Below are 21,049 nucleotides of genomic sequence, written 5' to 3' on the forward strand. Positions count from 1 at the left end.
GCAGGCCGGGACGGCTGTCACGAGTCCTCAGGGGGGGCAGGGCCGGCGGGGTGCCGCCGTCAGGGGGCTGCCGGACAGCCCTGACCCCTGTTGCTGCCCTCCGGCAGGCCTTATCAGGGACGACAGGAAGGAACGACCATGCCAACCGATTTCGCCGCCACCCGTGCGCTGTTCGATCTGCCTGCGGGACTCTGCTACCTCGATGGCAACTCGCTGGGCCCCCTGCCCCGCACCGCGCGCGAGCGGATGGCCCGGGCCATGGACGAATGGGGCCGGCTGCTGATCGGCGGGTGGAACCAGGCCGGCTGGATGGCACAGCCCGGCCTCCTTGGCGACCGGATCGGTCGGCTGATCGGCGCCGAACCGGGACACACGGTCGTGGGCGATACGCTGTCGATCAAGGTCTATCAGGCGCTGGCGGCCGCCCTTGCCCTTGTTCCGGGGCGCCGGATCGTGCTGTCCGACACGGGCAACTTCCCCTCCGATCTCTACATGGCCGAAGGGCTCCTGCGGATGCTCGGGGACGGTCATGCCCTGCGCCTTGTCGAGCCGGAAGCGGTCGGGGATGCGATCACCGAGGAGGTCGCCGTCCTGCTGCTCACCGAGGTGGACTATCGCACGGGGCGCCGCCATGACATGCCGGCCCTGACGCGGAAGGCGCATGAGGCGGGGGCTCTGGCGATCTGGGATCTGGCCCATTCGGCCGGCGCCTTTCCGGTGGACGTGACGGCGGGCGGCGCCGATTTTGCCGTGGGCTGCACCTACAAGTATCTCAACGGCGGCCCTGGAGCCCCCGCCTTCATCGCCGTCGCCCCTCGCCATGCGGAAGCGGCACCCGCAGCCCTCTCGGGCTGGCTCGGCCATCGTGCGCCCTTTGCCTTCGATCTGTCCTATGTGCCCGGCCGGGGGGTCGAGCGGTTCCGGGTAGGCACCCCACCGGTCCTGGCGATGGCGGCGCTCGATGCGGCGCTCGACATCTGGGACGCGATCGACATGGAGGACCTGCGGCAACGGTCGCTTGCCCTGGCGGACCGGTTCATCAAGGGGGTCCTCGACGCCGTGCCGGAGCTCGAGCTGGTCACCCCGCGCGAGGCGGAACGGCGCGGATCCCAGGTCAGCTTCCGGCACCCGGAAGGCTATGCCGCCATGCAGGCCCTGATCGCCCGCGGGGTGGTGGGCGACTTCCGCGCGCCCGACATCATGCGCTTCGGCATCGCCCCTCTCTACATCGGAGAGGCCGAGATCGACCGCGCGGTGGATGTTCTGGCCGAGGTCATGGAGCGGCGGCTGTGGGACAACCCGGCCTACCGCATCCGCGCGCCCGTCACCTGAGGACGCGCCGACGTCAAAGCGCGCGGTCGAGGTGGGTGTAGCCGCCATCGGGAAAGATCCACTGACCGGTCACGTGGCTGGCGCGGTCCGACAGAAGCCAGAGCACGGCATCGGCAATCTCGCGCGGGGTGGTCATCCGATGACCGAGCGGGATGCGCGCGACGATGCGGGCCTCCTCCGCCGCCGGATCGGGCAGCGCATCGAGAAGACGGCGGTAGAGGGGCGTCATCACCTCGGCGGGCACGACAGCGTTGACGCGGACACCCGCGGCCGCCAGTTCCGCCGCCCATTCCCGTGTCAGCCCCAGCTGCGCCGCCTTGGCCGCGACATAGGCCGAGGTGCCCCCCTGCCCCGTCACGGCCGTCTTGGAGCTGACATTGACCACGGCACCGCGCGCTGCCTTCAGATCGGGCAGGAACAGATGCATCAGCGTGTAGTAATGGACGAGATTGGCATCGAGAGAGGCCCGGAATGCCTCTGGCCCGGCATCGAGTCCGACACGGTCATTGGCGCCGGCATTGTTTACGAGGGCATGGATGGGACCCCAGCCCCGGCGCACGGCCTCGGCCGCGGCCCGGCAATCGGCATCGCGCGACAGGTCGGCCAGCACGAAACCTGCCCGCGGGGCCGCCCGACGCAGCCGGGAGAGAAGATCCGCATCCGGTTCCCGCCGGGCGAGGATGACCGGCGTCGCCCCCTCCTCGGCCAGGCCTTCGGCCACCGCCGCGCCGATCCCCGAACCGCCGCCGGTGACAACCACCACCTTGTCCCGCAATCCCAGATCCATCCGTTCTCCTCCCCATGATCCGCAAGGCCGGGCGTCGCGCCATGACAACAGAACACGGGTCGCATGGGCAGGGAACCGGCCACCCCCTTCCCCATCGCCTACCGGACGTGCCACCCTGATCCCCAGGACCCGAGGGCGCAAGAACCCGGCGGGCGATGAGGGGCATCAGGCAATGGGCGATCGGCGGGGGGCACTCGTGGCGCTGATCCTGGCAGCGGGACTGGCCCCTTGGCCGAGCGAAGCGCAACTTCGCCCTCAGGCCCGACCGGCCGACCTCTCTGCGCCGCCCCTCAGTGCCGAACAGGCCGTCGCCATGCTGGCCGCCGCGCCCGAGGCCAGACCGGCCGAGACCGGCGCAACCCCTGACGAACCCACCCTGGGCCGCGTCACCGGTCTGCCGATCCCGCGTTTCGTGTCGCTCAAGGCCTCCGAGGCCAATGCCCGTCGCGGCCCGAGCCTCAGCTATCGCATCGATTGGGTCTTCGTCCGTGAGGACATGCCGCTGCGCATCACGGCCGAATACGAGAACTGGCGCCGCGTCGAGGACCGGGACGGCCAGGGTGGCTGGATCCATTATTCCCTTCTCTCCGGCACGCGGACCGTCATCGTGGAGCAGGACCGTCTGCCGCTGCGTGCCCGTCCCGACGAGCGCTCGCCCGAGACCGCCCTGCTCGAGGCCGGGGTGATCGCCCGGGTCGAATCCTGCGATCCGGACTGGTGCCGGATCAGTGCCGGCGGATACCGCGGCTGGGTGCGCAAGGAGGCCGTCTGGGGCGTGGATCCAGAGGAGATCATCGAATAGACCGGCCATCACACGGCCCCGATCCGATGCCGCAGAACCTCGAGCGCGGCGAGCCGCTCGGCGTCCCAGGGCGCAACCAGCGAACGGAACAGCGTGGCCTCGCTCTGCAGGATGAGCCCATCCGACAGGATGCGCAGACCATTGGCGCGCAGGGTCTCGCCCGTGGAGGTGATGTCGGCAACCGCCTCGGCGGCCTCGGCCTTCACGGTGCCTTCGGTCGCGCCCTGGCTGTCCACCAGGACATAGTCCGCAACGCCATGGCGGCGCAGGAAATCCCGCGTCAGGCGGTGATACTTGGTGGCGATCCGCAGGCGATGGCCATGATCGCGCCGGAAGGCCGCGCAGGCGGCATCGAGATCGTCGAGGCTGCGCACATCCACCCAGAAGTCGGGCACCGCGATCACCACATCGGCCCGGCCGAAGCCCATCGGCGCCAGAACCTCTGCCCGGCTTTCCCAGGAGGCGAGCTTCTCGCGCAGAAGATCCGTTCCTGTCACACCCAGATGCAGCCGACCGGCCCCCAGAGCAGCCGGAATCTCGCCCGCGGAGAGAAGGACCGGCTCGATCCCGTCCCAGCCGGAACGGGCGGCATAGGTGCGCTCTCCCCCGTCGCGTTCGAGCGGCACGCCACGCGCGGCGAACCAGGCGAAGGTCTCCTCCATCAGACGGCCCTTGGATGGCAGGCCAAGGCGCAGGGTCATCGGCCCTCCTCCCGCAGAAGCGCGGCCAGTCCCGCGCGCACGGCGCCGCCCACCGCGGGCACCTCCCTCCCCCGGCCCAGCACACGGGTCAGGGCGTCGTAACGTCCGCCCGAGGCGACGGGGGGCAGATCCGGGCGTCCCTCGGCGAACAGGCCGAAGACGAAACCGTCATAGTATTCGAGGGTTGTGCGGCCGAAACTGCCCTCGAAGGCCAGCGCATCGACCTCCACCCCCCGGGCATCGAGGGCATCCAGCCGGCGGGCCAGGCGATCCGCCGCGGGACGGAGCCAGGGCGCCTCATGCGTCAGAAGACGCAGATCTGCCAGGGCCCGTGGCGCCGGCTCGGCGATCGCCAGAAGCGCATCGATCAGGGCCACCTGCGCCTGCGGAATCGGGGGGGTTGCGGCGTCGGCGCGCAGGGCTTCGATGCGGGCCTCCACCTCGGCCCTGGTCCGCAGGCCGATCTCCGGCCCGGCCCCGGCAAAGGGATCGGCCGCGGCCAGCAGCGCGGCCCGCCCTTCGGGCATCGGCGCGCGCCCGGCATAACGGTCGAGCAGCGCCCGGAAGCGGCGCGGACGCCAGAGATGCCGGCGCAGGGCGGCCTTGCGCAGGGCTGTCGTCTCCAGCCCCTCGACCGCGGCGAGCAGCAGCCCGATATCGCCCGTCGCCGCCCGCAGCGGCAGCCCGCGCAGGGCCCCCGCGACAGTGGCAAAGACCTCGGCCTCGGCCTGGGCGGGATCCCGCGCGCCGAACAGCTCGAATCCCGCCTGATGGAACTCGGCAGGGCGGTGTTCGTCCTCCTCCTCCTGGCGGCGGAACACCTCTCCCGCATAGGCATAGCGCGCCGGATCGCGGCCGGCCTCCATATGCATCCGCACCACGGGAACGGTGAAATCCGGGCGCAGCATCATCTCGCCGCGCAGGGGATCCTCGGTGACGAAGGCGCGGGCGCGGATGTCCTCTCCATACAGATCGAGCAGCAGATCCGCAGGCTGGAGGATGTCGGCCTCCACCTCCTCGGCCCCCAGGGCGCGGAAATGCGCCAGCAGGCGCTGGGCCTCGGCCCGGGCGAGGGCGCGGGAGACGGAAGGACTCATGATCCCGGACCCTTCCGCAGCATCGCCGCCAGGCGGGCGGCCAGTTCGGCCCGGGGCACCTCCTGCTGGGCGGGACGGTCCTTCCATTGTTCGAGCGAGGCGCCCGCCGCCAGAGCCGCACCCAGCGCGAGATCCTTGACCTGCACGACGCCGCGCGCCCTCTCGTCCGAACCTTCGATCACCGCAAAGGGGGCGCGGCGGCGGTCGGCATATTTCATCTGGGCCCCGAAGTTCCTGGGGTTCCCCAGATAGACCTCGGCCCGCAGACCGGCTGCGCGCAGCTCGGCCGCCATGGCAAAGGCATCGGCCATGCGATCGCGGTCCATCACGGTGACGACGATGGGGCCCTCGGCCTCGGCGGTGCTGCGGCCTGTCGCCCGCAGGGCAGCCAGAAGGCGGTCCACCCCGATGCTGACCCCGGTAGCGGGAACCGTCTCGCCGGTGAAGCGCTTCACGAGATCGTCATAGCGTCCGCCCCCGGCGACCGAGCCGAAGCGGCGCGGCTGGCCGTCCTCGCCGAGGATCTCGAAGGTCAGCTCGGCCTCGTAGACAGGACCGGTATAGTAGCCAAGCCCCCGGACCGTGGCGGGATCAAGGATCACGCGGTCCGCAAGACCCAGCGCATCGAGAAGCTCCGCGATCTGGGCCAGTTCGGCGATCCCTTCGGCGCCCATGCGGCTGCGGCCGCAGAGCGCCTCCAGATTGCGCAGCGTGGCAGCCCCGTCCGCGCCCCGTGCACGGACGAAAGCCAGGATGACATCCGCCTGATCCGCCGCAAGATTGGCCCCGCGGGTGAAATCCCCGCTCTCGTCCCGGCGCCCTTCGCCCAGAAGGGCGCGCACGCCGCCTTCGCCCAGACGGTCGAGCTTGTCGATGGCGCGCAAGGCGATCCCCCGCCCGGCCGCATGGCGGTCCGGGTCGGCAGGGTCGAGCAGGCCGGCCACCTCGAGAACGCCGTTGAGGACCTTGCGGTTGTTGACCTTCACCAGGAAGTCCCCGCGGGGAATGCCGACCTCCTGCAGCGCCTCGCAGAGCATGGCGATGATCTCGGCATCGGCGGCGACGCCCGGCGCCCCCACCGTATCGGCATCGCACTGATAGAACTGGCGGAAACGGCCGGGACCCGGCTTTTCGTTGCGCCAGACGGGACCCATCGCATAGCGGCGGTAGGGTGTCGGAAGGACCGGTCGGTGCTGGGCATAGACACGGGCCAGAGGCGCCGTCAGATCATAGCGCAGCGCAAGCCAGTCTCCCTCCTCCTCCTGCCAGGCAAAGACGCCTTCGTTGGGACGGTCCACATCGGGGAGGAACTTGCCCAGAGCCTCGACCGTCTCGACGGCAGAGGTCTCGAGCGCCTCGAAACCGTGGCGGCGATAGACGGCGGCGATGCGGTCGAGCATCGACGCCCGTTCGGTCACCTCGGCGCCGAAATAGTCGCGAAAGCCCTTGGGCGTCTCGGCACGCGGGCGGCGGGGCTTGGGATCCCTGGGCAAGGCGGCCCTCCTGGCTTGATGCGGCGCCGCTTTAGCGCCGGGGACGGGTCGGGGCAACGGCAGGGGCTTGCGGCCCGTGCAGAAAGCACCATGCTGGCGGGCATGGCAGACCTCGTGACCCTCGAAGAGCGGATGGCGCATCTGATCCGCACCGTGGACGAGCTTTCCGACGTGGTGGCGCGGCAGGCGCGCGAGATTGCCGTGCTGGAACGACGCGTGGCGATGCTGATGGAGAGGGAGGCCGAGCGCGAGGCCGAAGCCGCCCGCAACGCGCCCGTGGACCCGCCCCCCCACTGGTAGGGGCCGGCGCAGAGCTCCGACAGACCGGGTTCCGGCTGGCATGCGAATCCTCCCTGGCAAGATGGCGGCAGGATTCGCCAGACCGGTTAAGGAGAGGTAAACGCAACACGCGTTGCGTTTACCCGATCTTTACCGGAGCTGTGCATGGGGGGTGATTCGGCCTCCCGCGCCGATGCGATGGGGCCCGCCCCTCGGGATGGGGATCGGCGGGCGGGCCGCAGGCGGGGTCAGATCTCCTCTACCTCCAGCACGCCCGGAACATGACGCAGCGCCCGGCGCATCTGGGGCGTCACGGGCCAGAGCCGGGGCAGGTCGATCTCCACCTCACCGGGCAGCGAGGGGTGAAGCAGGCAGAGGGTGACGGGACCGCCCTTTGCCGCCCGCGTCGCCCGACAGGCCTGATCGAGCACGGCGGCAACGGCCGGCAGCGCCTCCTCGCTGCCGACAAAGCGCGAAGGCCCTGCATGCCGGCCACCGCCTCGTCGATGGCCCGCACATTGCGGCCGGTGAGACGGACGGCCTCGCCTTCCATCACGGCCTCGACCTGCATGACGACGCGACTGCCGGGTTCGAGAAGCGGACGGGCGGCCTCGAGCGCCTCGCTGAACAGCGTGACCTCGAACTGGCCGGTGGGATCGGACAAGGTGACGAAGGCGAATCGGTTGCCCCGCGCGCTCTTGCGTTCCTGACGGGCGGCGACGACGCCGGCCATCTCGACCAACCGGGGACCATCCTGCACAAGCTGCACGACCTCATCATGGCTGTGCACGCCCCGCCGGCGGAGCGCGGGAAGGTAATCGTCCAGCGGATGACCGGTGAGGTAGAAGCCGACGGCCTTGAATTCCTCGGCCATGCGTTCGGGGCCGTCCCAGTCGGGGACTTGGGGCAGACGCGGTTCGGGCAGATCGTCGCCCGCCTCGCCGAACAGAGAGACCTGGCTGGAGCCCTTCTGTTCGTGGACAGCCGCGGAATAGGCGATGAGCGCCTCCAGCCCCTCGCAGACGCGTCGGCGGTTGGAATCGAGCATATCGAAGGCCCCCGCGCGCGCCAGCATCTCGAGCGGGCGGCGGCCGATACGCTTGAGATCCACGCGGCGAGCAAAGTCGAACAGCGTGACGAAGGGGCGGTCCCCCCGCCCCTGCTCGATCAGCTTCATCGCCTCCGGGCCGACATTCTTGAGAGCGCCGAGCGCATAGGCGATGGTGCCGTTCACGACCTTGAAGAGGGCATCCGAGCGGTTCACGCAGGGCGGGGTCCAGGGAATGCCGAGCGTCTTGCGCAGCTCCTGGAAATAGCCGGCCAGCTTGTCGGTCAGATGCAGATCGCAGTTCATGACGCCGGCCATGAACTCGACGGGATGGTTGGCCTTGAGCCAGGCGGTCTGATAGCTGACCACGGCATAGGCCGCGGCATGGCTCTTGTTGAAGCCGTAATTGGCGAATTTCTCGAGCAGGTCGAAGACTTCGCCGGCCTTTTCCTTCGACACGCCGTTGCGGACCGCGCCTTCGATGAACTTGGGGCGCTCGCGGGCCATCTCCTCGGGGATCTTCTTGCCCATGGCACGGCGCAGCAGATCCGCCCCGCCCAGGGAATAGCCCGCCATGACGCGGGCGATCTCCATCACCTGCTCCTGATAGACGATGATGCCCTGCGTCTCCTCCAGGATATGGTCGATCAGGGGATGGACCGACTGACGCGGGCGCAGGCCGTTCTTCACCTCGCAGTAGATGGGGATGTTCTCCATCGGGCCGGGACGGTAGAGCGCCACGAGGGCCACGATGTCCTCGATGCAGGTGGGGCGCATCCGCTTGAGCGCATCCATCATGCCGGCGGATTCGACCTGGAACACCGCCACGGTGCGAGCCCGGGCATAGAGATCGAAGGTGCGCGCATCGTCCAGCGGAATGGCGCCGATGTCGTTTTCGGTCCCGGGCGCGGGATCATAGAGACGGGTGCCGTCGGCCGCGACATGCAGCGGGCGCGTGGCGGTGACGAGATTCACCGCGTTGCGGATCTGGGTCAGGGTCTTCAGGCCGAGGAAGTCGAACTTCACCAGACCCGCCTGTTCCACCCATTTCATGTTGAACTGGGTGGCAGGCATGTCGTCCGTGCCGGGTGCACGGAAGACGGGCACCAGCTCGTCCAGCGGGCGGTCGGCGATGACGACCCCCGCCGCATGGGTCGAGGCGTTGCGCAGAAGGCCCTCGAGCTTTTCGGCGATCTCGAGACAGCGGCGGACGACCTCCTCCTCGCGCATGGCCTCGCGCAGGCGGGGCTCTTCGGCCAGCGCCCGGGTGATGGAGACGGGCTTGACCCCCTCCATGGGGATCATCTTGGCCAGGCGGTCCACCTGCCCGTAGGGCATCTGGAGCACGCGGCCCACATCGCGCACCGCGGCCTTGGAGAGCAGCGCGCCGAAGGTGATGATCTGCCCCACGCGGTCGCGGCCGTATTTCTCTTGCACATAGGCGATGACCTCTTCGCGCCGGTCCATGCAGAAGTCGATGTCGAAGTCCGGCATCGACACCCGTTCGGGATTCAGGAAGCGCTCGAAGAGAAGGCCGTAGCGCAGCGGATCGAGATCGGTGATGGTCAGCGCATAGGCCACAAGGCTGCCCGCCCCCGAACCGCGCCCCGGCCCCACGGGAATCCCGTGCGCCTTGGCCCATTTGATGAAGTCAGCCACGATCAGGAAATAGCCCGGAAAACCCATCTGCTCGATGATGGAGAGCTCGAAGGCGAGGCGCCGTTCATACTCCTCCACCGGGGCGGCATGCGGGATCACGGCCAGACGGGCGGCCAGCCCCTCGCGCGCCTGGCGGCGCAGCTCCTCCACCTCGTTGTCGGCGAAGCGGGGCAGGATCGGCTTGCGCCTGGGCACCCGAAAGGCACAGCGGCGGGCGATCTCCACCGTGTTCTCCAGCGCCTCGGGCAGGTCGGCGAAGAGGGCGGCCATCTCGGCCTGGCCCTTGAACCAGTGTTCGGGCGTCAGGCGGCGGCGCGGTTCGGCCTGGTCGAGATAGGTCCCGTCGGCGATGCAGAGCAACGCATCATGCGCCTCATGCATCGCGGCATCCGGGAAATGCGCATCATTGGTCGCCACAAGGGGCAGATCGAGCGCATAGGCGAGGTCGATCAGGGGGCCTTCGGTCAGACGCTCGGCCTCCGGCAGGCCGCCATCGACGGGATGACGCTGAAGCTCCACATAGAGGCGCGACGGAAAGGCCGCGGCCAGGCGGCGCAGCAGGGATTCGGCCCTGGCGGCCTGGCCGGCCCGGATCAGGCGCCCGAGCGGGCCATCCGCCCCCCCGGTCAGGCAGATCAGCCCGGCGGCATGCCGCTCCAGATCCGCAAGCGAAACCTGCACGATGCCATTGCTGTTGCCCAGATAGGCGCAGGAGGACAGCTTCATCAGGTTCATCCAGCCCGCCTCGGACTGGCAGAGCAGGACCACCGGCGCGGGGCGGTGGGGGGGCGGCCCGGCTCTGGCTCCTGATAGGCCAGGTCGAGCTGGCAGCCGATGATGGGCTGGATCCCGGCTTTGACCGCATGTTCCGAAAATTCCAGCGCCGCGAAGCAGGCATTGGTGTCGGTAAGGGCGACCGCCGGCATTCCCGCCTCCGCCGCAAGGCGGGGGATCTGCTTCACGGGGATCGCCCCCTCGAGCAGGGAATGTTCGGAATGGACGCGCAGATGGATGAAGCGGGGATCGGCCATGTGCGCAAGCTAGGCCGGAGCGGGGCGAGTCGGAAGCCGCGATCATGCCCCCGCCCGGACAGCGTGGCCCCGGCCCCGCCGTGCAACGGGGCTGGACAGGTGGACCGGCCTGGGCTTTCATCGACAGGGCCCCGTGCGCTCTACGCCGCATCGACCGCCGGGGCAGGAGGACGGACTGGGTAAGGCGGCGGACGACCCGGATGAAAATCGCGTTTTCCCTCAACGGAGAGAGGGTGACGGCCGAAGCGCCGCCGACGCGCACCCTTCTGGAATGGCTGCGCGAGGAGCGGCGCCTGACAGGCACCAAGGAAGGCTGCAACGAGGGCGATTGCGGCGCCTGCACCGTCATGGTGACGGACGAACGCGGAGCGCGGGCGCTCAATGCCTGCATCCTGTTCCTGCCCCAGCTTCAGGGCAAGGCCGTGCGCACCATCGAAGGGATCGCCGGACCGGACGGAACACTGCACCCCGTCCAGCAGGCCATGATCCGGCATCACGGCAGCCAGTGCGGTTTCTGCACGCCCGGTTTTGTCGTCTCCATGGCGGTTGCGCATCTGAACGGAGAGCGCGACTGGGACAGCGCGCTGGCCGGAAACCTTTGCCGCTGCACCGGCTATGCCCCGATCCTGCGCGCAGCCGAGGCCGCCGCGGCAGAGCCGGTGCCGGACTGGATGCAGGACAGACCCCCCCGTGCGGAAGAAGCCGACGTGCCGACAGGCGCCGGGGCGGCCGGGGGCGCGGTCTGTCTGCCGGCAAGCGCGGACGATCTGGCGGCCTGGTATGATGCCAACCCCGATGCCATCCTGATCGGCGGGGCGACGGATGTGGGCCTCTGGGTCACGAAGGGGCTCCGCGATCTGCCCAAGCTGGCCTTCCTGCACCGCGCCCGCGATCTCGCCCGGATCGAGGAGCGGAACGGGCGGCTCTGGATCGGGGCCGGCGCGACGATGACCGAGGTGCTCGAGGTCGTGCGCGGACGCTTTCCCTCCTGGGCAGGGCTGATCCGGCGCTATGGATCGATGCAGGTGCGCAATGCGGCGACGATCGGGGGAAATATCGCCAACGGATCGCCCATCGGGGACAACCCGCCGGTGCTGATCGCCCTGGGCGCGGTGCTGCATCTGCGGCGGGGGAATACCCGGCGCAGCATGCCGATCGAGGACTTCTTCCTCGATTACGGCCGACAGGACCGCCAGCCCGGCGAGTTCGTCGAGGGGGTGGATCTGCCGCTTCAGGCGCCGGGGCTGCGGGTCTGGAAGCTCTCGAAACGGTTCGATCAGGACATCTCGGCCGTCTGCGGCGCCTTCGACCTGAGGGTGGAGGGCGGCACCGTGACGGCGGCCCGGGTGGCCTTCGGCGGCATGGCGGGGATCCCCAAACGGGCGCGGAGCGTGGAGACGGCGCTGATCGGACGCCCCTGGGCGGAGGACACGATCGCCGCGGCCGAAGCCGCCCTTGCCGAGGATTTCCAGCCCATCAGCGACATGCGCGCCTCGGCCGGTTACCGGATGCAGGCCGCAGGCGGGATGCTGAGGCGTTACTGGCTGGAATCGCAGGGCCTGTCGCTGTCCGTGCGGGAGGTGACGCCATGAGTGTCCATCTGCCCGAGGCGCATGACTCCGCCCTGCTCCATGTCACCGGCGCGGCGCGCTATGTGGACGACATCCCCTGCCCCCCGGCTGCCTGCATCTGGCCTTCGGCATGGCCGGCGTGGCGCGGGGACGGCTGCTCTCGCTCGACCTGTCGGCGGTGCGTGCCGCACCGGGCGTCGTGGCGGCGCTGGCCTCAAGCGATCTGCGCCGGCCGGCCGATACCTCGCCCTCGCTCCATGACGAACCGCTGCTCTGCGACGGCAGGGTGCAGTTCCTGGGCCAGCCGCTCTTCCTCGTGATCGCCGAAAGCCATCGGGCGGCGCGCCGGGCGGCGCGGCTCGGCCGGGCCGAGATCGCGGAGGAGACACCCGTCCTGACCATCGAGGATGCGCTGCGCGAAGGATGGCGATTCGAAGAGGGCCCGCGGATCTGGACCCGCGGGGATCCCGATGCCGCCCTGGCCGCCGCACCCCGGCGCGTCCGGGGACAGATCAGGATCGGCGGGCAGGAGCATTTCTACCTCGAGGGGCAGGCCGCGCTGGCCATTCCCTCCGAAGGCCAGATGGAGGTCCATTCCTCCACTCAGCACCCCTCCGAGGTCCAGCACAAGGTGGCCGAGGCTCTCGGCCTCGCGATGAGCGATGTGCGCGTGGTGGTCCGGCGCATGGGCGGCGGCTTCGGCGGCAAGGAAAGTCAGGCGAACGCCCTGGCCGTCGCCTGTGCGGTTGCCGCCGAGGCGACGGGGCGGCCCTGCCGGATGCGCTATGACCGCGACGACGACATGATGCTCACCGGCAAGCGGCACGATTTCCGCATCGACTATGACGCAGGGTTCGATGAGGAGGGACGGCTGCTCGCGATGGTGGTGACGCAGTCTGCGCGCTGCGGCTGGTCGGCGGATCTGAGCCTGGCCGTCTGCGACCGGGCCATGCTGCATGCGGACAATGCCTACTTCATCCCGCATGTGAGGATCGTTTCGCATCGTCTTAGAACGAATACGCAATCCGCCACAGCGTTCCGCGGATTCGGCGGCCCGCAGGGGATGCTGGGGATGGAGCGGCTGCTCGATCATGCGGCGCATCAGATGGGGCTGGATCCGGTGGAGTTGCGGCGACGCAACTTCTATGCCCCCCCGCGCGAGGCGGCCCGATCCGGACCGGGGACGGGCGCGCGCTTCGGCGGCCTGCATTCCCCGCCCCTGTCGAGACCGGAGGAGAACCGGACAACGCCCTACGGGATGGAGGTCACGGACTTCATCCTGCATGAGATGACCGAGGCGCTTCTGGCCTCTTCGGATCATGCCCGCCGGCGCGAGGCGGTGCGGGAATGGAATGCCCGCCATCCGGTGCTGAAGCGGGGCATCGCCTACAGCCCGGTCAAGTTCGGGATCTCCTTCACGCTGACCCATCTCAATCAGGCGGGCGCCCTGGTCCATGTCTATCGCGATGGCTCGGTCATCCTGAACCATGGCGGGACGGAGATGGGTCAGGGCCTGCATCGCAAGGTGACGCAGGTCGCCGCCAGCCGTCTGGGCGTGCCGCTGTCCCGCGTGCGGATCACGGCAACCGACACCGGCAAGGTGCCCAACACATCCGCCACGGCCGCGTCCTCCGGTGCGGATCTGAACGGTATGGCGGTCGGGGCCGCCTGCGACACGCTGCGCGAGCGGATGGCCCGCCACCTGGCCGCGCTGCACCAGACCGAACCGGAGCAGGTCACATTCGCCGACGGCATGGTAACGGTGGGCCGCGAACGGATCACCTGGGAGGCGGCCGTGGAGGCCTGCTATCTCGGCCGGGTGTCGCTGTCGGCGACCGGTTTCTATGCCACACCCGATCTCGAATGGGATCGTATCCGGGGGCAGGGCCGACCCTTCTACTATTTCGCCTATGGCTGTGCCGTGACCGAGGTCGTCATCGACACGCTCACGGGGGAAAACCGCATCCTGCGTGCGGATATCCTGCATGATTGCGGACGGTCGCTGAACCCGGCGCTCGACATCGGCCAGATCGAGGGCGGCTATGTGCAGGGCGCCGGCTGGCTGACGACCGAGGAACTGGTCTGGGACGACCGGGGGAGACTGCGCACGCATGCCCCTTCGACCTACAAGATCCCCGCCTTTGCGGACCGGCCGGCCCAGTTCAACATCGCCCTGTGGAACAGCGAGAACCGGGCCGCGACGATCCATCGCTCCAAGGCCGTTGGAGAACCCCCTCTGATGCTTGGAATTTCCGCCTTTCTCGCGCTGTCCGACGCCTGCGCCGCCTGCGGGCCCCACTGGCCGGATCTGCAGGCGCCGGCGACGCCGGAGCGCATCCTGGCCGCCGTGAGACGGGCGCGGGGAGAGGGATGAGCCTCGACCTGCCGGCCCTCTGCGAGGCCGTGGCGCGGCACGGGGCCGTGGTGCGCATCCTGATCGCCGCGGCAGCCGGTTCGGTCCCGCGCGAGGCCGGAGCGTCCATGCTCGTCTGGGCCGGCGGAGAGGCCGGAACGATCGGGGGGGGAGAGCTCGAGAACCGCGCGGTGGGGGAGGCGAGGGCCCTGCTCTCCGCGGGGCGGACCGCTGTGGCGGAGGATCCCGCTCGGCCCCGATCTCGGGCAGTGCTGCGGCGGATCCGTCACCCTGGTCTGGGAGCGGTTCGACCGCACCACACTGCCCGGAGCCGTGCCCTTTGCCCGCCGTCTGGAGGGCTCCCTGCCCTGTCCGCCTCTGTCGCCGCCGGCCGGCGCAGCCCCGCTGCTGCGCGACGGCTGGCTGATCGAGGCCGCCCCGTCACCCCGCCGGCCGCTGTGGATCTGGGGGGCGGGGCATGTCGGGCGGGCAATCGTGGCGGTGATGGCACCCTGGCCGGGCGTGGCCATCACCTGGGTGGATCTGGGCCCCGAGCGCTTTCCGCCGACGGTGCCGGAGGGCGTCACGGTCCTGCCTGCGGCCGACCCCCCCGCCCTCGTGCCCTTTGTGCCGAAGGAGGCAGCGCATCTCGTGCTGACGCGAAGCCATGCGCTCGATCTTGCGCTGTGCCATGCCCTGCTCGGCCATGGCTTCGACAGCCTTGGGCTGATCGGATCGGCAACCAAATGGGCGCGGTTCCGATCGCGGCTGGGGGCGCTCGGGCACTCGCCCGAGGCCATCGGGCGGATCGCCTGTCCGATCGGCGATCCATCCCTTGGCAAGCATCCGCAGGCCATTGCGATCAGCGTCGGCGCCGGGCTAATCAGGTCATGGTCGGGGAACAAACCGCTCCAGGGACAGGGGGACGCGGCAGCATGACCGAAGCTCTGCTCGCGGTCCGGGGCATCACCAAGGCCTATCCGGGCGTTGTGGCCAACAGCGATGTGAGCTTCGACATCAGCCCCGCGAGCATCCACGCCCTGCTGGGCGAGAACGGCGCGGGCAAGTCCACCCTGGTCAAGGCGATCTACGGCCTGGTGCGCCCCGATGCGGGAACGATGACCCTGGCCGGCCGGCCCCATGCCCCCGCCTCGCCCCGCGAGGCGCGCGAGGCCGGCGTCGCGATGGTATTCCAGCACTTCTCGCTCTTCGATGCGCTGTCGGTGGCCGAGAACATCGCGCTGGGCATGGAGAACCCGCCCCCCCTGCGCGACCTCTCTGCCCGCATCCGCGAGGTTTCGCAGGATTACGGGCTGCCGCTCGATCCGGGGCGGACGGTCGGCGACCTGTCGGCCGGCGAACGGCAGCGGGTGGAGATCGTCCGCTGCCTGCTCCAGAACCCCCGTCTTCTCATCATGGACGAGCCCACCTCGGTCCTGACGCCGCAAGAGGTGGCGATCCTGTTCTCCACCCTGCGCAAGCTGCGCGAGGGCGGAACGGCGATCCTCTACATCTCGCACAAGCTCGAGGAGATCCGTGCATTGTGCGAAAAGGCGACGATCCTGCGAGGGGGGCGGGTCGTGGCGACCTGCGACCCGCGCGAGCGATCGGCCCGGCAGATGGCGGAAATGATGGTGGGCGGCGCGCTCCGGGCGCCGGCGCGGGCCGAAGTCCCGGTGGGCGAGGTAGTGCTGGCGGTCGAAAGACTGTCGGCGCCCTCGCCCCGGCTGCACGGGATGCCGCTGCGCGATGTCTCCTTTGCCGTGCGGGCGGGAGAGGTGCTGGGCATCGGCGGAGTCGCCGGAAACGGGCAGGACGAGCTCCTGCTGGCGCTGTCGGGCGAGATGCGCGTCGCGCCGGGGATGGTGCGCCTCAAGGGCGAGGATGTGGGCGCGCTCTCCCCCTCCGGGCGGCGCATGCGCGGGCTGCTCTGCGCCCCGGAAGAGCGCAACGGCCATGCCGCGGCCGCCGACATGACCCTGACCGAGAACGCCTTCATGACCGCCCGCATGCGCAAGGGGCTGACCCGTGGCGGCGGCTTCGTGGACTGGCGCGGGGCCCGCGCCTTTGCCACGCGCATCATCGAGACCTTCGATGTCCGCACCCCGGGACCGGAGGTGACGGCACGGCAGCTTTCGGGAGGCAATCTCCAGAAATTCGTCATCGGACGCGAGATCCTCCAGCGTCCCGAGGTGCTGGTGGTCAACCAGCCGACCTGGGGGGGTGGATGCCGCTGCGGCGGCGGCGATCCGGCAGGCGCTGCTCGATCTGGCCGGACAGGGGGCCGCCGTCGTCGTCGTCAGCCAGGATCTGGACGAGCTGATGGAGATCAGCGACCGTTTCGCTGCCCTGAACGAGGGGCGGCTGTCCCCCGTCCGCCCCGCGGCGGGGCTGAGCGTGGAGGAGATCGGGCTGATGCTGGGTGGAGCGCACGGAATGGAGGCCGCCCATGCCGTCTGACCGTCCCGCCCCGCCCCGCCCCCGCCTGCAGCCGGAGCGCCCCCGCCGGCCATGGCAGGGGGGCCGGCCATGATCATCCTTGAGCGTCGCCCTGCCCCGTCGCGCCTCTGGACCTGGGCCACGCCCCCGCTGGCGGTGCTGATGACCATGATCGCGGGGGGATTGCTGTTCGCGGCACTGGGCAAGGATCCCCTGACGGCGATCCGGACGATCTTCTGGGATCCCCTGTTCGGCCCCTTTGCGGGGTTCACCCGGCCACAGCTCCTGATCAAGGCGGCGCCGCTCATCCTGATCGCCACCGGCCTGGCCTTCGGGTTCCGGGCAGGCATCTGGAACATCGGGGCCGAGGGGCAATACATCCTCGGCGCCCTGACGGGGGCCGCCGTCGGACTGGCCTTCTACCCGGCCGAATCGCGCCTGATCTTTCCACTGATGGTGCTGGCCGGCGCGCTGGGCGGACTGGTCTGGGCGATGATCCCGGCCCTGCTGCGGGTCCGCTTCGGCACCAATGAGATCCTCGTCTCGCTGATGCTGGTCTATGTCGCCTCCAATCTTCTCGCATGGGCGGCGCTGGGACCGCTGCGGAACCCCGAGGGGCTGGGTTTTCCCGGTTCGCGCAACCTGCGGCAATGGGCTTCCTCGGCCAATCTCGAACTGATCCCCGGCACCGGGCTGCACTGGGGCGCGGTCGCCGCCCTTGTGGCAGTCTGCGCCGCCTACGGGCTGTTCGCGCGGCATGTCTTCGGCTTTGCCGTGCGACTGGCCGGGCAGAGCCCGCGCGCCGCGGCCTTTGCCGGCATCTCGCCTTCGCATCTCGTGATCGGCTGCATGGGCCTGTCCGGTGCCCTTGCCGGAATGGCGGGATTGTTCGAGGTGACAGGGCCGGCCGGGCAGATCAGCATCGACTTTGCCGTGGGCTACGGCTTCACGGCGATCATCGTGGCCTTTCTTGGCCGCCTGCATCCCCTGGGCATCCTGGCTGCCGGGCTGCTGATGGCCCTGACCTATATCGGCGGGGAGATGGCCCAGCTCCAGCTCGGCCTGCCGGCCGCAGCCATCCAGCTCTTCCAGGGGATGCTGCTGTTCTTCCTGCTGGCGATGGATGTGCTCACCACCTACCGGCTGCGTCTGAAAGGGCGCCCGGCCCCGGAGCCGTCTTCCGCCGCCGCCGAGGGAGCCCGCTGAATGAACCTGTCCGGCATCTCGCCCGTGCTGCTTCTGGCCTCGCTGATGGTGGCCTCGACCCCCATCCTCCTCGCCGCCCTGGGCGAGCTCGTGGCCGAGCGATCCGGGGTGCTCAACCTGGGCGTCGAAGGGATGATGATCACGGGGGCCATCACCGGCTTTGCCGTGGCCGTCGCGACGGGCAGTCCCTGGATCGGCTTTGTCGGCGCGGCGGCAGGCGGGGCCGCGCTGTCCCTGCTCTTTGCCGTGCTCGTGCTGTGGCTGCGCTCCAATCAGGTGGCGACGGGCCTTGCCCTGACGCTGTTCGGGATCGGCCTCGCGGCGCTGGTGGGACAGGCCTATGTCGGCGTGCGCGCGCCCGTCTTCGCCCGGCTCGACCTGCCGGTGCTGGGCGATCTGCCCATCCTCGGACCCATCCTGTTCCGCCATGACGCCGTGGTCTATCTGGGCCTCGGGCTTGTCGCCGGGGTGTGGTGGTTCCTCCATCGCACCCGCGCCGGTCTGCGCCTGCGTGCCGTGGGCGAGAATCACGACGCCGCCCATGCCCTGGGCTACAAGGTGCAGCTCATCCGGCTGGGCGCGGTGCTGTTCGGCGGCGCCCTGGCGGGCCTGGGCGGGGCCTATCTCTCGCTCGTGCGGGTGCCGCAATGGACCCAGGGCGTGACCGCCGGCGCCGGCTGGATCGCACTGGCGATCGTGGTCTTCGCCTCCTGGCGGCCATGGCGGCTGCTGCTGGGTGCCTGGCTGTTCGGCGGCATCTCCGTCCTGCAGCTCAATCTTCAGGCAGCGCGCGTGCCGATCCCGGTCGAGGTGCTCTCCATGGCGCCCTATGTCGTGACGATCCTCGTGCTCGTGCTCATCTCCTCGGGCCGGGGCCGGGCGGCTCTGGCCGCGCCGGGTTCGCTCGGCCAACCCTTCCATGCCGCGCGGTAACCCCGCGGGGCCGACATGCCACCCATCACCAACAGGGGGACGACCATGATCACCAGACGCAACCTGATGACCACCGGAGCCGCCGGCGCGACGCTGGCCACGCTGGGCCTGCCGCTGCGCGCCCAGGAAGAGCCGCTCAAGGTCGGCTTCATCTATGTCGGACCGATCGGCGATGGCGGCTGGACCTACCAGCACGACCAGGGACGGCTCGCCGTCGAGGCCGAGTTCGGCGACCGCGTCGAGACGCTCTATCAGGAAAGCGTCCCCGAGGGTGCCGATGCCGAACGGGCCATCACGCAGATGGTGCTGGCAGGTTGCAAGCTGATCTTCACCACCTCCTTCGGCTTCATGGATGCCACCGTGGCCGTCGCCGAGAAGTTCCCCGACGTGAAGTTCGAACATGCGACGGGCTACAAGCGGCTCGACAACCTGGCCACCTACGATGCCCGCTTCTACGAGGGGCGCGCCGTGATCGGCACCATTGCCGGGCGCATGACGAAGACCAACAAGATCGGCTACATCGCCTCCTACCCGATCCCGGAAGTCATCCAGGGCATCAACAGCGCCTTCATCCATGCCCGCAAGGTGAACCCGGATGTCGAGATGGTCGTCATCTGGGCCTACACCTGGTTCGACCCGGCCAAGGAGGCCGATGCCGCACAGGCCATGATCGAACAGGGCGTGGACGTCATCATGCAACACACCGACTCCACCGCCCCGCAGGCCGCGGCACAGGCCGCCGGCAATGTCTTCACCTTCGGGCAGGCCTCGGACATGGCCGAGTTCAAGCCCGTCCCGCGCATCGCCTCGATCATCGACAACTGGGCCCCCTACTACATCAAGCGGGTTCAGGCGGTGCTGGACGGCACCTGGACCTCGACCCATACCTGGGGCGGAATCGGCGATGGCGAGGTGGTCATCGGCGAGATCACGGAAGCCGTTCCCGACGAAGTCCGGGCCGAGGCCGAAGCCCTGCGCGATGCCATCGCCGCCGGGGAATACCACCCCTTCACCGGCCCCCTGAACAAGCAGGACGGCACGCCCTGGCTGGCCGAAGGGCAGGTGGCCACCGACGAGGAACTGGTCTCGATGAACTTCTACGTCGAGGGCATGCAGGGCCAGATCCCCTCCTGAAGACCGGACCCTGGGGCCGCCCCGGCGGTCCCGCATCCGGGCGGGCCCAGAGCCCGCCCGTTTCGTTGAGGAATGCGCATGGCCGATTTCATCGTGACAGGCGGCGGCATCGCCGGCATCTCGGCTGCCGCAAGGCTGGCAACGCTGGGCAGGGTGCTCCTTCTCGAGGCCGAAGCCATCCTGGGGCATCATGCCTCGGCCCGTTCGGCAGCCGTCTTCCTTCAGGGTTACGGAGAGGCCGAGACCGTGGCCCTCAACCGCGCCTCGCGGCCCCGAGCTGGAAGCCCGGAACGTGCTGTCGCCGCGCGGGCTGCTGCTGGTGACCGCAGAGCCGGAACAGGCCGCCTTCGAGGCCGAGCGCGATCAGCTTGGCCTCGAGGAAATCCCGCTCGAGCGGGCACGGGCGCTGTGGCCGATCCTCGGGGACGGGGTGGTGCGGGCAGCCTTCTCGGACGAGACGCTCGATCTCGATACCGACAGGCTGCTTCAGGGATTCCTGCGCGAGGCCCGCGCCGCCGGAGCGGAGATCGTCACCGGAGCCCCCGTGACGGCAATCCGGCGGACAGGCGAAGGCTGGCGCGTCGAAACGCCGAAGGGCGCCTTCTCTGGCGGGCGCCTCGTGAATGCGGCAGGCGCCTGGGCCGACCGGGTGGCCGCGATGGCCGGGCTGCCCCCGATCGGCCTGCGCCCCCTGCGCCGCAGCATGGCGCGCATCCCTGCCCCCATGGACCCTTCGGCCTGGCCCATGGTCGAGGGCGCGGGCGAAAGCTGGTACATGAAGCCCGATGCCGGCGCCCTGATCGTGTCGCCCTGCGACGAGGACCCCATGGAGCCGCACGACGCCTGGGCGGACGACATGGTGCTGGCCGAGGGCCTGGCCCGCTTCGAGGCCCATGCCGCGATGGAAGTCACGCGGCTTCTGGCCTCCTGGGCGGGGCTGCGGAGCTTTGCCCCCGACAGGCGGCTGGTGATCGGGCCCGATCCTCTGGAGCCGGCCTTCCTGTGGTGTGCCGGTCAGGGGGGCTACGGCTTCCAGACCGCCTGCGCGGCAAGCCGCCTTCTGGCCGAGACGGCGGGCGGCGAGGGTGCGGGCCTTGAGGCCGGGATCGCGGCCGCGCTGAGCCCCGCCCGCTTCCGCTGAGCCACAGGGCGCGGGCGGGGTACGGGGTGCCCTCCCCCAAAGG

General features: G+C 69.8%; 12 protein-coding genes and 5 pseudogenes. 12 read left to right on the forward strand and 5 right to left on the reverse strand.

Translation table 11 applies throughout. The features are described 5' to 3' along the window. Positions 1 to 138: 138 nt before the first annotated feature. A complete protein-coding gene (gene kynU / locus RUTHE_RS05310; RefSeq protein WP_021097286.1) occupies positions 139 to 1,332 on the forward strand; it encodes a kynureninase in 1,194 nt (397 codons plus the stop codon). 13 nt (positions 1,333 to 1,345) lie between these two features. On the opposite strand, the gene RUTHE_RS05315 is transcribed toward kynU, so the two are convergent. Beyond that, positions 1,346 to 2,119 (reverse strand): L-fucose dehydrogenase, encoded by a 774-nt coding sequence (locus RUTHE_RS05315; RefSeq protein ID WP_021097287.1) that lies wholly within the window; start codon positions 2,117 to 2,119, stop codon positions 1,346 to 1,348. Between the two features lie 172 nt (positions 2,120 to 2,291). Here RUTHE_RS05315 and RUTHE_RS05320 point away from each other — a divergent pair, with 172 nt between their 5' ends. Further along, positions 2,292 to 2,921 carry an SH3 domain-containing protein gene (locus RUTHE_RS05320; protein ID WP_040644998.1) on the forward strand — a complete coding sequence of 210 codons (630 nt, stop codon included), beginning with the start codon at positions 2,292 to 2,294 and terminating at the stop codon, positions 2,919 to 2,921. Between the two features lie 8 nt (positions 2,922 to 2,929). Here the strand turns inward: RUTHE_RS05320 and hisG are convergent, their stop codons facing one another. From hisG to hisS, 3 genes are read right to left on the reverse strand one after another with little or no spacing between them, the layout of a single operon-like run. After that, on the reverse strand, positions 2,930 to 3,622 hold the full coding sequence (gene hisG, locus RUTHE_RS05325; protein WP_021097289.1) for an ATP phosphoribosyltransferase: 693 nt from the start codon (positions 3,620 to 3,622) through the stop codon (positions 2,930 to 2,932). Then, entirely contained in the window at positions 3,619 to 4,719 is a 1,101-nt protein-coding gene (locus RUTHE_RS05330; RefSeq protein WP_021097290.1) for an ATP phosphoribosyltransferase regulatory subunit, read from the reverse strand. The genes hisG and RUTHE_RS05330 overlap by 4 nt, the downstream gene beginning before the upstream one ends. Then, positions 4,716 to 6,212 carry a histidine--tRNA ligase gene (hisS, locus tag RUTHE_RS05335; protein WP_040644999.1) on the reverse strand — a complete coding sequence of 499 codons (1,497 nt, stop codon included), beginning with the start codon at positions 6,210 to 6,212 and terminating at the stop codon, positions 4,716 to 4,718. The genes RUTHE_RS05330 and hisS overlap by 4 nt, the downstream gene beginning before the upstream one ends. 102 nt (positions 6,213 to 6,314) lie before the next feature. Between hisS and RUTHE_RS05340 the strand changes: the two genes are divergently transcribed. Further along, positions 6,315 to 6,512, forward strand: coding sequence for a SlyX family protein (locus RUTHE_RS05340; protein ID WP_040645336.1), 198 nt, complete (start codon positions 6,315 to 6,317; stop codon positions 6,510 to 6,512). 227 nt (positions 6,513 to 6,739) lie between these two features. On the opposite strand, the pseudogene dnaE reads toward RUTHE_RS05340, so the two are convergent. After that, a pseudogene (dnaE, locus tag RUTHE_RS05345) lies at positions 6,740 to 10,229 on the reverse strand (DNA polymerase III subunit alpha). Positions 10,230 to 10,429: 200 nt separating this feature from the next. On the opposite strand from dnaE, the gene xdhA reads away from it, so the two are divergent. The 9 genes and pseudogenes from xdhA (at position 10,430) to RUTHE_RS05385 (ending at position 21,006) form a co-directional block, all read left to right on the forward strand. Continuing rightward, entirely contained in the window at positions 10,430 to 11,821 is a 1,392-nt protein-coding gene (xdhA, locus tag RUTHE_RS05350; protein ID WP_021097294.1) for a xanthine dehydrogenase small subunit, read from the forward strand. Continuing rightward, positions 11,818 to 14,174 (forward strand): annotated as a pseudogene (xdhB, locus tag RUTHE_RS05355) (xanthine dehydrogenase molybdopterin binding subunit). Before xdhA ends, xdhB begins: the two are co-directional and overlap by 4 nt. Next, positions 14,171 to 14,329, forward strand: a pseudogene (locus RUTHE_RS18200) (XdhC family protein); the annotation flags it as partial. The pseudogenes xdhB and RUTHE_RS18200, both read left to right, overlap by 4 nt. A 115-nt stretch (positions 14,330 to 14,444) precedes the next feature. Then, complete coding sequence (locus RUTHE_RS05360; protein ID WP_342662218.1) at positions 14,445 to 15,092, forward strand: XdhC family protein; 648 nt, start codon at positions 14,445 to 14,447, stop codon at positions 15,090 to 15,092. Next, positions 15,089 to 16,613: pseudogene (locus tag RUTHE_RS05365) on the forward strand (ABC transporter ATP-binding protein). Before RUTHE_RS05360 ends, RUTHE_RS05365 begins: the two are co-directional and overlap by 4 nt. Positions 16,614 to 16,682: 69 nt before the next feature. Then, complete coding sequence (locus RUTHE_RS05370) at positions 16,683 to 17,798, forward strand: ABC transporter permease (protein ID WP_021097298.1); 1,116 nt, start codon at positions 16,683 to 16,685, stop codon at positions 17,796 to 17,798. After that, positions 17,799 to 18,731, forward strand: a complete 933-nt coding sequence (locus RUTHE_RS05375; protein WP_021097299.1) for an ABC transporter permease — start codon at positions 17,799 to 17,801, stop codon at positions 18,729 to 18,731. It abuts the gene before it with no gap. A 48-nt stretch (positions 18,732 to 18,779) separates the two neighbouring features. After that, a complete protein-coding gene (locus RUTHE_RS05380; protein WP_040645338.1) occupies positions 18,780 to 19,865 on the forward strand; it encodes a BMP family ABC transporter substrate-binding protein in 1,086 nt (361 codons plus the stop codon). A 78-nt stretch (positions 19,866 to 19,943) separates the two neighbouring features. Then, a pseudogene (locus RUTHE_RS05385) lies at positions 19,944 to 21,006 on the forward strand (NAD(P)/FAD-dependent oxidoreductase). The last annotated feature ends 43 nt before the right edge of the window (positions 21,007 to 21,049 follow it).

The organism is Rubellimicrobium thermophilum DSM 16684, assembly GCF_000442315.1.
In the GTDB taxonomy this organism is placed as follows: Bacteria; Pseudomonadota; Alphaproteobacteria; order Rhodobacterales; family Rhodobacteraceae; genus Rubellimicrobium; species Rubellimicrobium thermophilum.

Bases quoted from the DNA above. Each gene is read 5' to 3' on its own strand.
- kynU (WP_021097286.1), top strand. From the start codon at position 139: ATGCCAACCGATTTCGCCGCCACCCGTGCGCTGTTCGATCTGCCTGCG.
- RUTHE_RS05320 (WP_040644998.1), top strand. From the start codon at position 2,292: ATGGGCGATCGGCGGGGGGCACTCGTGGCGCTGATCCTGGCAGCGGGA.
- RUTHE_RS05330 (WP_021097290.1), bottom strand. From the start codon at position 4,719: ATGAGTCCTTCCGTCTCCCGCGCCCTCGCCCGGGCCGAGGCCCAGCGC.
- RUTHE_RS05315 (WP_021097287.1), bottom strand. From the start codon at position 2,119: ATGGATCTGGGATTGCGGGACAAGGTGGTGGTTGTCACCGGCGGCGGT.
- RUTHE_RS05340 (WP_040645336.1), top strand. From the start codon at position 6,315: ATGGCAGACCTCGTGACCCTCGAAGAGCGGATGGCGCATCTGATCCGC.
- xdhA (WP_021097294.1), top strand. From the start codon at position 10,430: ATGAAAATCGCGTTTTCCCTCAACGGAGAGAGGGTGACGGCCGAAGCG.
- RUTHE_RS05370 (WP_021097298.1), top strand. From the start codon at position 16,683: ATGATCATCCTTGAGCGTCGCCCTGCCCCGTCGCGCCTCTGGACCTGG.
- hisG (WP_021097289.1), bottom strand. From the start codon at position 3,622: ATGACCCTGCGCCTTGGCCTGCCATCCAAGGGCCGTCTGATGGAGGAG.
- RUTHE_RS05375 (WP_021097299.1), top strand. From the start codon at position 17,799: ATGAACCTGTCCGGCATCTCGCCCGTGCTGCTTCTGGCCTCGCTGATG.